Below are 11,939 nucleotides of genomic sequence, written 5' to 3'. Positions count from 1 at the left end.
CTGTCTCCTCCGTCGCACGTGGTCCTTACTGGGCCGCCGACTGCCTGGGCTTCAACGATCTCCGCGCTTTGCACGGTACGGGGACTGGCTGTAGCCGGTGCCCGACCGAAGGCGACCGAGTTCATCTGGTAGAACCGGGCCGTGACTACTTCCGGAGCCGGCTCCATGACGTGCAGGCCCGTCGCCGCGCTTCCCACCCCGGACCCTGCCGGGCCCTCACACGCGCCGTGCACCCGGCCGACACCCCTCCTCCTCGCGACCGCGCTGGCAGCCTCGATGCTCAGCGGCTGCTCGCTGATGGATCTCGCCCGGGACTGCGAGGGGACGGACGCGCGGATCACGGAGACAGCGACGCTCGACATCCTCGACTCGAAGCCCCACGAGGCCACTGCTGCGCGGGGGTTCGAGACCGTCGACACCGGCTGCTGGGCGGACAGCGGCGATGTCGTGGTGTCCGCCGAGCGGATCTACGCCTTCCCCGGCACACGGGCCGAGGTGGCCGCGCACTACCGGGCAGCGGCCCCCCGGGAAGGCTGGAGTCCGGACCCCGACGCCGCGCCCGACGACCTGCGGTTCGTCAAGGAGTCCATGAGCCTGCGGATCGTCTTCCTCACCGCCGAGTCCCTCGCGGAAGACGGCCATGAGAGCCGCTCCGACCTGACCTCTGGTGCCGCGTACTCGATCGGCATCGACTCGTACGCATAGAGGCGTGTTCTTCAGCGGCCCGGTTCAGCCGACGCCCGACCGGCGTCTCACGCGCTCGCGCCCTGCGTCGCAGGGCCCGGGTCAGGTCGCCGTGCCGGGCAACGTGGCGATCAGGTTCCGGAGCTCGTCCAGTTCGAGCGGGGTCAGGTCGGTGAGCGGGGGGCGGACCGGGCCCGCGCCGTGACCGGTGGCGGTCATACCCGCCTTGACGATGCTGACCGCGTACCCGGCCCGGCGGTTGCGGATCTCCGTGTAGGGCAGTACGAAGTCCGACAGCATGCGCGTGACGTCCGGCTGTCGGCGCTCGCGGACGGCGGCGTAGAAGTCGAGGGCGAACTCGGGCGCGAAGTTGAAGATCGCCGAGGAGTAGGTGGTCACGCCCAGTTGCAGGTAGGGCAGGGCGAACGTCTCGGCGGTGGGCAGACCGCCGACGTAGGTGAGGCGTTCGCCGAGCCGGGCGTGGATGCGGGTCATGGTGTCGATGTCGCCCACGCCGTCCTTGTAGCCCACCAGGTTGGGGCAGGTGTCGGCGAGACGGGCGAGGGTGTCCGCCGCGTAGACGGCGTTGGCGCGGCTGTAGACGACGACACCGAGCGAGGTGGACCGGCAGACGGCCTCGACGTGCCGGGCCAGCCCTTCCTGGTCCGCCTCGGTGAGGTAGGGCGGGAAGAGCAGGACGCCGTCGGCGCCGGCGCGTTCGGCTGCCGCGGTGAACTCGACCGCGGTGGCGGTCCCGTATCCGGCGGGGGCCAGGATCGGCGTGTCGCCGGGAGCGGTGTCGGCGGCGGCGGCCACGACCCGTTCGACCTCGGTGGGCGTGAGGGAGAAGAACTCGCCCGTCCCGCCGGCGGCGAAGAGGCCGCCGACGTCGTACTTGGACAGCCGCGCGATGTTCTCCCGGTAGGCGTCCTCGTCGAAGGACAGGTCGTCGTGGAAGTGGGTGACGGGGAAGGAGAGCAGGCCGGAGCCGATCCGGTGGCCGAGTTCATCCGGGGAGTAGGACGTCATGGAGTGCTCCTGATGGTCGTGGCGGTGGTGTGGCGGTGAGCGAGTGCGGGGGGTGTCGCGGGCGGGCCTCGCCCCCGGTGGTCCGCCGCGCGGTGGTGCCGGCGCGGGCAGCGCGGCTGTCCGTTCTCGACGCCGCCCGCGCCGGGGCCCTGCGGCCGTCGTCCGGCCGGGGCCCGGCAGCGGCGTGACGGGCACCGGCCCGTCGCCGGCGGAGACATGACGGTGGGTGGTGCCGAGGAGGTGCGGTGGATGCCGGGCCGGGTCGGGCCCTACCTCCGGGCGAGGGTGGGTGGGCCGGGGGAGGCACCCCGGTGACGGTGCCGGGTTCGAACCATGGTTGCGTGCTCCGAAGTGCGACGCCCCCGCCGGTCGCGGGCCGCGACCGAGGCATGCGCAGGGTCGCCGTCTGTCCACGTCCGACGCTACGGTCGCGAATGATTCACGTCCAACACAGTTTTTGGATCTCGCGATACCTGGAGAGCATCAGTGTTCACTCTCGCTCAGCTGACGAGCTTCGTGGCCGTCGCCGAAGAACTGCACTTCACGCGCGCCGCGGAACGGCTCAACATGACGCAGCCGCCGTTGAGCCGGCAGATCCAGCTGCTGGAGGGCGAGCTGCGCGTGCAGTTGCTGGACCGCACGAACCGGAGCGTGCGCCTCACCCCGGCCGGCCGCGCCTTCCTGGGGGAGGCCCGCCGCATCCTGCGGCAGTCGGAGCAGGCTGCCCTCGCCGTCCGCCGGGTCTCCACCGGTGAGGCGGGGGCCCTCGCCGTCGGGTTCACGGCGGCCAGTGCCCACTCCGCGCTCGGCTCCCTGCTGAAGACCGCCCGGGCGGCGCTGCCCGGAGTGGAGATCCTGCTTCAGGAGCTGGTCACCCGGGACCAGTTGAAGGCCCTCGGTGAGGGCTCGCTCGATCTGGGGCTGATCCGGCCCACGAGCACGGGGGCCGGCCTGTCCGCCCGCACGGCGCTCCGGGAGGGGCTGCTGGCCGCCCTCCCCGCCGCTCATCCGCTGGCCGCGGGGGACGGGCCGATGCGGATCGAGGACTTCGACGGTGAGGACTTCCTGATGTACTCGCCCATCGAGGCCCGCTACTTCCACGAACTGCTGATCAGCATCTTCCGGTCCGCGCGGGCTCGCCCCGTGTTCACCCAGTACCTGACGCAGGTGCACAGCATCCTGGCGCTGGTCGACGGCGGCTGGGGCACCGCCCTCGTGCCCGAGGCCGCGGCCCGGATGCGCTACGGCGGGGTCGTCTTCCGGACGGTGGACCTGCCGGATCCGCAGCCGGTGGAGCTGAGCCTCGTATGGCGGCCCGACAACGACAATCCGGCACTCGACGCCTTGCTCCGGCACCTGTGACCTCGGCCTGACGCGTCGCCTTCACGGAACGGTCATCCAGGAAAGGTATGGCAAGCAACAAAATTCGACATGGACGTGAATCAGAACCAACTCTACGGTCAACTCAGCCACCGGCCGCGTGGCTCGGACCGTAGGCGGCGCCCGCTGTCGCCCTCCTCCCAGGTCTAGGAGATTTGTCCATGCTCGATCTCGTCCGGCAGGACGAGCCGGCGGCACCAGCCGCCCTCGGAACCACCACGCCCGCGCATCACCGTCGACGGCCGCGAGGGTCCGCGCACGGGAGCCGTCGCCGTCGGACACCCCGGTCACGCGTGAGGTGACACGCGGGGTGACCGCCCGGCCCACCAGCGGTCGCCGGCACCCGACCCGAACCACCGCACGTCGTACCCGCGCTCGCCCCGGCACACCGCCCCTCCGTGCGGCGTGCCCGCACCGGACCGCCGCCCCGGCTCCCCGGACGGCCGCGGACCCGCGTCCGAGCATCCCGCTCCGCCCTCACCGGAGTCGTGCCGTACCCCTGCGGCGTTCGGGCCCGGCTACCCACACCACAGTTCAAAGGGGAACTGCCATGCCACTTCTCGTAGTGGGAATCAGCGTCCTGGTTCTGCTACTCCTCATGACCAGGCTGAAGCTGAACGGCTTCGCGGCGCTCCTCCTGGTCGCCGTCGGTGTCGCCGTCGTCCAGGGCATCCCGGTGACGGATATCCCGGACGTCCTCTCCGAAGGCATCGGGGGTCAGATCGGCGACACGATGCTCACCATCGGACTCGGTGCCATGGTCGGCCGCGTCATGGGTGACTCCGGTGCCGCCCAGCGCATCGCCGACAAGCTGCTCGACGCCTTCGGGCCCCGCTGGGTACAGGTCGCCATGGTCGTCACCTCCATGCTCATCGGCGTGACGATGTTCTACGAGGTCGCCTTCATCATCGTCGTGCCCATCGCGTTCACCCTGGTCAGGGTCACCGGCGCGAACCTGCTGTGGGTCGGGCTGCCGATGTCGATCGCCCTGTCCACCATGCACAGCTTCCTTCCGCCGCACCCCGGCCCCACCGCCGTCGCGGCCACCTTCGACGCCTCCGTCGGACTGACCCTCTTCTACGGTCTGTTCATCGCGGTGCCGGTCGGCGCGTTCATCGCGCTGCTCTGGCCGCGGCTGCCGTTCGTCAAGGCCATGAACCCGACCATCCCCAAAGGCCTGGTCAGTGAACGCCGGTTCAGCGACGAGGAGATGCCCGGCCTCGGCTGGTCGCTGTGCGTGGCGCTGTTCCCCGTCGTCCTGATCGCCGGCGCAGCGGTGACCGACATGGCCGCGTCCGGGGAGAGCCCGCTGCTCAACACCGTCGCGTTCATCGGTTCGGCACCGATCGCGCTGCTGCTGGCCCTGCTGCTGAGCGTCTGGGCCTTCGGACCCCGAACAGGGCGGAGCCTGGCGGAGGTCAGCGAGTCCTGCTCCTCGGCGGTCAAGGCCATGGCGATGATCCTGCTGGTCATCGGAGCCGGCGGGGCCTTCAAGAACGTGCTGGTGGAGGGCGGCATATCCGAGTACATCAAGGACCTCACCCATTCCTGGTCCATCTCCGCCGTCGTCCTGGCGTGGCTCATCGCCGCCATCCTCCGGGTCGCCCTGGGGTCCGCCACGGTCGCCGTCGTCACGGCCTCCGGCGTGGTGCTGCCGCTGCTCGCCGACAGCGGTGTGCATCCCGAGATGATGGTGCTCGCCGTCTCCTGCGGTTCGATCGCCTTCTCGCACGTCAACGACCCCGGCTTCTGGCTCTTCAAGGAGTACTTCAACTTGTCCGTCATCCAAGCGATCAAGGTCCGCACCACCTACACCACCGTGTTGTCGGTCCTCGGCCTGGGCGGTGTCCTGGTGGCCGAACGGGCCCTCGACGTCCTCAGCCTGTGACCACCGGCCGCCGCACCACCGAACACGAGGAGTCCAAGAAGACATGACCAGGAACCAGCCGACCGTCACCGCGTTCTCCGTCTATCCCGTGGCGGGCCGCGACGCGATGGCACTGAACCTCTCCGGCGCCCACAGCCCCTACTTCACCCGCAACATCGTCGTCCTGACGGACTCCGAGGGGCGCACCGGCCTCGGTGAGGTACCGGGAGGGGAGAAGATCACCCGGACTCTCACCGACGCCGAATCCCTCGTGGTCGGCGCGAAGGTCGGTGACTACAAGCGCGTCCTGCGCGAGATCGCGGACCGCTTCGCCGACCGTGACTCCGGTGGCCGCGGCGCCCAGACCTTCGACCTGCGGACCACGGTCCACGCCGTCACCGCCGTCGAGTCCGCGCTCCTCGACCTCCTGGGCCAGCACCTCGACGTGCCCGTCGCTGCCCTGCTCGGAGACGGCCGGCAGCGGGACTCCGTGCGGATGCTCGGCTACCTCTTCTACGTGGGCGACCCCGACCGCACCGACCTGGAGTACGTCCGGGGCCACGACGCGGACGTGGACTGGTACCGGATCCGCCACGAGGAGGCCCTCACCCCCGAGGCGATCGTCCGCCAGGCCGAGGCCACCTACGACCTGTACGGCTTCCGCGACTTCAAACTCAAGGGCGGCGTCCTGGAGGGTGCCGAGGAGGTCAAGGCCGTACGCGCGCTCAAGGACCGCTTCCCCGAGGCCCGGATCACCCTCGACCCCAACGGTGCCTGGTCGCTGAAGGAAGCCGTCGAACTGTGCACACCCCTGGTGGGCACGCTCGCCTACGCCGAGGACCCCTGCGGGGCGGAGGACGGCTACTCCGGGCGCGAGGTGCTCGCCGAGTTCCGCCGCGCGACCGGCCTGCCCACCGCGACCAACATGATCGCGACCGACTGGCGGCAGATGACCCACGCCCTCGCCCTCCAGTCGGTCTCCATCCCGCTGGCCGACCCGCACTTCTGGACCATGCAGGGCTCCGTCCGGGTGGCGCAGCTGTGCGACGCGATGGGACTGACCTGGGGCTGCCACTCCAACAACCACTTCGACATCTCGCTCGCGATGGTCACGCACTGCGGGGCCGCGGCACCCGGCGCGTACAACGCCCTGGACACGCACTGGATATGGCAGGAGGGCCTGGAACGCCTCACCGTCGACCCGCCCCGCATCGTCGACGGCGAGATCGCCGTGCCCGACGCACCCGGCCTGGGTGTGCGGCTCGACATGGACCGGCTGCTCGCCGCCCACGAGCTCTACCGGACCAAGGCGCTCGGCGCCCGGGACGACTCCCTCGGCATGCGGTACCTGGTCCCCGGCTGGGAGTTCGACGCCAAACGGCCCTGCCTCGTGCGGTAGGCACCGGCTGCCACGACGTGGCGGAATTCCACGCGCCGCCAGGGACGTATACCGCCAGGCACGTCTACCGCCCGGCCCGGCATGCTGGGCCGGGTCCGCCACCCGGCGGCGCCTCGACGACACCTGGCGTTTGTGCAGGGCAGGCTGTAGGGAAGCGGGTCGAGACCTTCACGACGGATGTGTAAGACAGGGGCGTAGTCCTCGTCACGCGCTGCCGACGTCGGACGGCGCTGCGCATGACCGGGGCGAGTGACGGCGACGGCGCTCGAGGTGGAGCATGAAGTGCCGGGTGAAGAGTGACGCGGACGTGGGAGTGAGCGTGGACGGTGCCGACGTGTGGTACGAGCGGCTGGGATGGGCGTTCGGGCTGACAGCAAGCGATCCGGCCGAACGCGCTGTTGCGCTGGCCCGTCTGACGGACGCCGAAAGAAGCGCCCAGGACGCTCTGGATCGGTACAACAGGGCGTGGCGGCGCAGGTGTCCGCTGGGGCGGCAGGTGGCGCACAGACGCTTCCAGAAGGCCCTGCGGCATTCGCTGCCAGGCGGATTGTGGGACCGACCACGCGATTCCGGCATCGGCACATGGCCGGGTCTTCCCTACGCGCTGTGCTTCCTGGAATGGGAGGCGAGGTATCCGCAGGAGTGGACACGGTACGCCAAGTCATGGGGCACGAAGGAGAGCCTCATTCGCGACGTGGCTGCCGCTCACCACGATGACGCGGTCAGGGGCAAGCTGGCGGAACTGGTCGAGACCATCGTGCGGCGACCCTATCGCTGCAAGGACCGCGAGTACGTGCGCGTGGCCCGGGCCGTGGACGGTGAGGACCTGCGCGGCAGGCTGGACAGAGCGGCGCGTTCGGACAGCCCATGGGCACAGCGTCATGCCGGCTACGTTCTCTGGCTCCTGGATCGTCCGGAGGTGCCCAACACACGTCACGTCTGGCGGACATGGCTGGCGACGGCAGCCGGAGAGCAGGCACCGGCTGGCGTGGCCCGAGGCGGGACGATGGGGCCGGTGACGAATAGCTCCGACGCGCCAGGCACCTCCTTGGCCGGAATGCCACCCGTGGGACGCACCGAACCCGTACGTCGGCCGTAAACAACGCATGCGGACGCTCGGGGAGCCTCGCCCGTGGTGGCCGCCCGAGATTCACACCGCCTCGTGGCAGGCCGTCATCCGCCGGTCGGCATCGTCATCGACACCCGGGCCCGGATCGGCTACACCGCACCGGTCGGCTCGACCGACGAGAGCCGGGTCCGGCACCTGACCGTCGCGCTGCCGCCGCAGTACGCCGCGCGTCTCTTCGACGCCCAGCAGGCCGGCGAGATGATCAGCGGCTGCAGCAGATCGCCCTGCACGCACGCCGGGTGACCGTCCCCGACGCGGCACGGCCTCACCAGCCGTTCGTGTCCCCGCGGAGAGGGCCGGGAAAAACTTGCCTGCGTTCGTACAACCATTCGTTCCGTCGTGAGTCATAGGGCTGAGAGGCGCATGGTGCGCCTGTTGCGTCAAGAAGGAAAATCACGTGCCCCTGGCCCGATCGACCCGACGTCGGCTGGTAGTCGCCGTCACCACCGTCCTCACCGTGACGCCCGGCGTGGGCGTCCTGTCCGTGCCGGCCACGGCCGCCCCCGCGGCGGTGGCGGCGGACACGGCGGCCTCCGATGTCGTCTCCATGCCCTTCCTGAAGAAGGCGAAGCTGGTCGACGCCGGTCTGACCGGCTTCGTGACCCAGGCCGACGGGTCCCTCGACAAACGCTGGACCCGCTACGGGAATGTCGCCGGGACGGGCTACGGGCCCCGGACCCACCTCCGCTCGACGCGCACGGCGGACTACCTCGTCTTCGAGGGCCGCTGGGGTATCCAGCAGCGGAACCTCAAGACGCTGTCGTCGTTCGACGTCTTCGTCGGGGACCTGGCCGGTGACCCGCGGTACGCGGGCTCGGCGGCGAACGCGATCTTCACGACCGTCGACACCGACGGGACCGTCAAGCTGCGCAAGCACACCGCGGACGAGGGCGTGAAGACCGTCACCGGGCTGCCGGCCGGTGCGAAGGACTTCTCGATCACCCCCGGCACCCCCGAGGACGCGCTGGTGACCTTCACCGACGGCGCCCTGAAGAAGTGGGCACTGATCGATCTCGCCACCGGCTCCGTCCACGAGACGCACGAGAGGACCGCCGGTTCCACCGGGGGCGACTTCGCCGTCTCCGGGACCCACGTCGTCTGGACCGAGGGCGACGGCACCGACACCCCGGCGGTGTTCCTCCTGGACCGCGCGACGGACGTCGTACGGCAGCTCCCGGTCACCCCCGCGTACGCGAGTGACCTCCAGGTCGGTCTGGTCGGCGGCTGGGTCGTGTACGGAGAGGCCGACGGCATCTCCGCCGCCGCGCCGAACCCCCTGCACGCCGTCACCGCGTACCACCCCGCCACCGGCGCCTCGGTGAAGCTGCTCGACCACCTGACCTCGTCCGCCGCCGCTCCCGACGGCCTGTACGTGCGCGGCGGCACCGTCGCGGACGGCGAGGGACTGTTCAAGATCACCGCCGGTGACGAGGGCGCACCCGTCGTCACCAGGGTGGCGAACGCCGACGCACCCACCAAGGTCGAGATCACCGGCAACACCGTCCCCGCGGTCGTCGACCTCGACCAGAACGGTGGGTCGGCGTCCCTGCGCTGGGACCTGTCCCGGAGCAACGTCGACGTGGCGATCACGCTCCGCCACGTCCGTACCGGGAAGACGGTCGTCGCCACCGCGAAGCACCCCGCCACCCCGTCCGTCACGCTGGACTGGAACGGACTGGTCGCCGCCGGGGCCGAGGCCGCCCCCAACGGTGCCTACACCTGGGAGGCCGTGGCGGCGCCCCTCAACGGCATCGGTCCGGCCGCCGTCGCCGACGGGGCCTTCACCGTCAGCCGCAAGGGGCAGCCGCACGACTTCAACGACAACGGCACCCCCGACGTCCTCACCCGGGACGCCGCGGGCAGGCTCTGGCGCAGCGACACCCGCTTCGACGCGGGCACCGGCGCCGGACAGCTCGGCGCGGGGGAGGCCAAGGTCCTCGTCGGCGGGGGCTGGAACGTCTACGACCGCATCGAGGCCACCGGCAACCTCGGCGGATCCGAGGTCGGCGACCTGGTCGCCCGCGACACGTCCGGTGTCCTGTGGCTCTACCAGGGCAACGGCCGCGGCGGTTTCGCCACCCGGGCCAAGGTCGGCGGCGGCTGGCAGGTCTACGACAAGGTCGCGGGCGGCTCCGACCTCACCGGTGACGGCCGCAACGACCTCCTGGCCACCGACCGCTCCGGAGTGCTCTGGCTCTACCCCGGCACCGGCAACGCCACCGCGCCCTTCTCCGCGCGCAAGACGGTGGGCGGCGGCTGGGGCGCCTTCAACGACCTGACGGCCGTCGGGGACATCGGCGGCGCCGCCGCCGGAGACCTCGTCGCCCGGGACAAGGACGGGGTCCTCTGGCTCTACCTGGGCAAGGGCGACGGCACGTTCGCGCCCCGCACGCGGATCGGCGCCGGGTGGGGCCCCTACACCCACCTCGTGGCGGTCGGTGACGCCGACCGCGACGGCCGGAACGACCTGGCCGCCTTCAGCCCCCAGGGCAACTACCTCTACCGGGGCACGGGTTCCTGGAAGGCCCCGTTCCTCGGCCGCCAGCCGATGGGCCTGGACCGCCCCGCCGGCGCCCAGCAGCCCGTCGTCTGACACCGGCGACGCGCGGCCGGGCCCGCCCGTCGGCCCAGCCCGCGTCACGCCGGACACCCGCTCCGTGCCCGGCCCTTCCGAGGGCCGGGCACCCGGTCGGTCACTCCGTCGACGGCTCCTGCGCCCGCGTGAACCCGCTGCTCCGTTCCACCTTGGCCACGTGCAGCGTGTAACTCCGGTACCACTCGGCTCGCCCGCGCCTCTGCGCCGCGCGGTGCTCGGCGTTGGTCCGCCACTTGGTGAGGGCCTCGGCGTCACGGAAGTACCCGACGGTGATGCCGAGCCCGCCGGGAGTCTGCGCGTGGTCCATCCCCAGGTAGCCGGGGACGTCCTTCACGAGCTCTTCCATGCGTGCGTTCGTCTCGCCGTAACCGCTCTGCTCCTGGGTCCGCACCGTGGTGAAGACGGCGACGTAGTACGGCGGTTCGTAAGGCCCGACGGGTCCGGCGGGCGCGTCCTGCGCATGACTTCCCATGACGCCACCGTAAGGCGGTACGCGACGTCGCGCGTCCTTCCTCGTGCCGATCCTCGGACGGCGTATCGGCGCGGGCCCACCCGCGGCCCGGACGGCGGGGTGAACGCGCGGCACCCGGCTCCCGGCGCCGCTCAGCACACGGTCCGGGGGTTCAGCAGCCTGCGCAGGAAGCCCTCGGGGTCGGGGATCAGGTCCGCGACGGTCCCGAGGTCCAGACCCGGGACCAACTGGACGGCGGGCGTGAGAGGACCGAGCACCACCGGCGCCAGGAGCTGCCAGTGCTCCATGTGCTGGACGGAGCGCAGCAGTTCCCGCAGTGTCTCGCGCCAGTCCACGGCCGGCACCTGCGCGGGCACGGGGAAGCCGACCAGATGCCCGGTCCTGCCGCCCGCCGGGGGCATCCGGCCCAGGCCGACCAGCGCGTCCTCGTGCAGCGACGGGTCCTCGTTGAGGTGCTCGCCCCAGATCTGCGTCCGCAGGGCACGGACGGACACGCCGACCCGGTGCGGGGCGCCGCCCATCGTGCCGTCGGTGAGGTCGGTGTCGAAGACGCCGAGATGCAGTTCGGAATCCGTCGTGTGGGAACGGAAGTTGAGGTTGGCGCTGCCCGCGGCGACGTACGGGTCGTCCACGATCATCAGCTTCGCGTGGACGTAGATCTGCAGCGCGGTCGCCGCCTGCTCCAGATGGAAGCAGTGCACGTTCGCGGGCGCGACGGAGGCGATGCGCTGGAGGGCCTCGGCCCGCAGCGCCTTGTGGGTGTCGGCCAGCCCCGGAGCGTCGAAGTCGCGCGCGGTGACCAGGACGACCTGGACGCCCCGGGTGGCGGCGTCCCGCAGGTCGTCGACGAGGGGTGAGGGCCACAGGTACTGGTCCTCGACGTAGATGTAGTGCCGCGCCCGGCGGACGGCCTTGCGGTAGGCGGCCGTGACGGTGAACTCGCCGCCCGGCAGGAACGAGTAGATCCCGTTGCAGGTGAGGGTGCGCAGTACCTGCACGGCCTGCGTCCCGGACAACGGTGACGGCCCGGGCGCCTCCGAGGGGGCGATCGGCGCGGGTGTGTCGTCGACCCGGCTGGGCCGGGTGGGGTCGTTCCAGCGTTGCGCCAGAGCCTGCCAGATCTGACCGACGGCGGGGCCGAACACCGCGCACTGCACGTCGTGCCAGCCGGGCAGCGAGATCTTCTGCCCCAGGAAGTCGGGCTCCCGTTGCCGTACGGGAGGGTCGACGTGCGCGGCGTTGTCCCAGCGGTCCAGGCAGACGTCGATCCCGCCGACGAACGCGGCCGGGCCCTCAACGGCCCCCTGCACCACCGCGCACGTTCCGGAGGCGGTGGCCCCCGCCCGGATCCACTTCCGGCTGACCCCGCCCCGGGGGCACCGC

General features: G+C 71.2%; 9 protein-coding genes and 1 pseudogene. 7 read left to right on the top strand and 3 right to left on the bottom strand.

The features are described from left to right. The first annotated feature begins 141 nt into the window (after positions 1–141). On the top strand, positions 142–705 hold the full coding sequence (locus ACGF5T_RS17870) for a hypothetical protein (protein WP_392888343.1): 564 nt from the start codon (positions 142–144) through the stop codon (positions 703–705). A gap of 81 nt (positions 706–786) precedes the next feature. On the opposite strand, the gene kdgD is transcribed toward ACGF5T_RS17870, so the two are convergent. Further along, positions 787–1,713, bottom strand: coding sequence for a 5-dehydro-4-deoxyglucarate dehydratase (gene kdgD, locus ACGF5T_RS17865; RefSeq protein WP_366767911.1), 927 nt, complete (start codon positions 1,711–1,713; stop codon positions 787–789). A gap of 486 nt (positions 1,714–2,199) precedes the next feature. Here kdgD and ACGF5T_RS17860 point away from each other — a divergent pair, with 486 nt between their 5' ends. The 6 genes and pseudogenes from ACGF5T_RS17860 (at position 2,200) to ACGF5T_RS17835 (ending at position 10,081) form a co-directional block, all read left to right on the top strand. Continuing rightward, on the top strand, positions 2,200–3,075 hold the full coding sequence (locus ACGF5T_RS17860; protein ID WP_356611782.1) for a LysR substrate-binding domain-containing protein: 876 nt from the start codon (positions 2,200–2,202) through the stop codon (positions 3,073–3,075). A gap of 568 nt (positions 3,076–3,643) precedes the next feature. After that, positions 3,644–4,981 carry a gluconate:H+ symporter gene (locus tag ACGF5T_RS17855; RefSeq protein WP_366767910.1) on the top strand — a complete coding sequence of 446 codons (1,338 nt, stop codon included), beginning with the start codon at positions 3,644–3,646 and terminating at the stop codon, positions 4,979–4,981. A 43-nt stretch (positions 4,982–5,024) separates the two neighbouring features. Further along, positions 5,025–6,359 carry an enolase C-terminal domain-like protein gene (locus ACGF5T_RS17850; RefSeq protein ID WP_366767909.1) on the top strand — a complete coding sequence of 445 codons (1,335 nt, stop codon included), beginning with the start codon at positions 5,025–5,027 and terminating at the stop codon, positions 6,357–6,359. A gap of 319 nt (positions 6,360–6,678) precedes the next feature. Beyond that, positions 6,679–7,458, top strand: coding sequence for a hypothetical protein (locus ACGF5T_RS17845; protein ID WP_366767908.1), 780 nt, complete (start codon positions 6,679–6,681; stop codon positions 7,456–7,458). 87 nt (positions 7,459–7,545) lie between these two features. Further along, positions 7,546–7,838, top strand: a pseudogene (locus ACGF5T_RS17840) (hypothetical protein); the annotation flags it as partial. A gap of 47 nt (positions 7,839–7,885) precedes the next feature. After that, entirely contained in the window at positions 7,886–10,081 is a 2,196-nt protein-coding gene (locus tag ACGF5T_RS17835; RefSeq protein ID WP_366767907.1) for an FG-GAP-like repeat-containing protein, read from the top strand. A gap of 100 nt (positions 10,082–10,181) precedes the next feature. On the opposite strand, the gene ACGF5T_RS17830 is transcribed toward ACGF5T_RS17835, so the two are convergent. Beyond that, positions 10,182–10,556, bottom strand: coding sequence for an antibiotic biosynthesis monooxygenase (locus tag ACGF5T_RS17830; RefSeq protein WP_366767906.1), 375 nt, complete (start codon positions 10,554–10,556; stop codon positions 10,182–10,184). 131 nt (positions 10,557–10,687) lie between these two features. Further along, the gene (locus ACGF5T_RS17825) at positions 10,688–11,866 is read right to left on the bottom strand and encodes a phospholipase D-like domain-containing protein (RefSeq protein ID WP_366767904.1); all 1,179 of its coding nucleotides are present in this window, start codon (positions 11,864–11,866) and stop codon (positions 10,688–10,690) included. Positions 11,867–11,939 lie beyond the last annotated feature (73 nt).

Source organism: Streptomyces sp. NPDC047853 (assembly GCF_043204535.1).
In the GTDB taxonomy this organism is placed as follows: Bacteria; Actinomycetota; Actinomycetes; order Streptomycetales; family Streptomycetaceae; genus Streptomyces.
The sequence above is the reverse complement of the archived record's forward strand: the minus strand, read 5'-3'. Positions and strand labels throughout refer to the sequence as shown.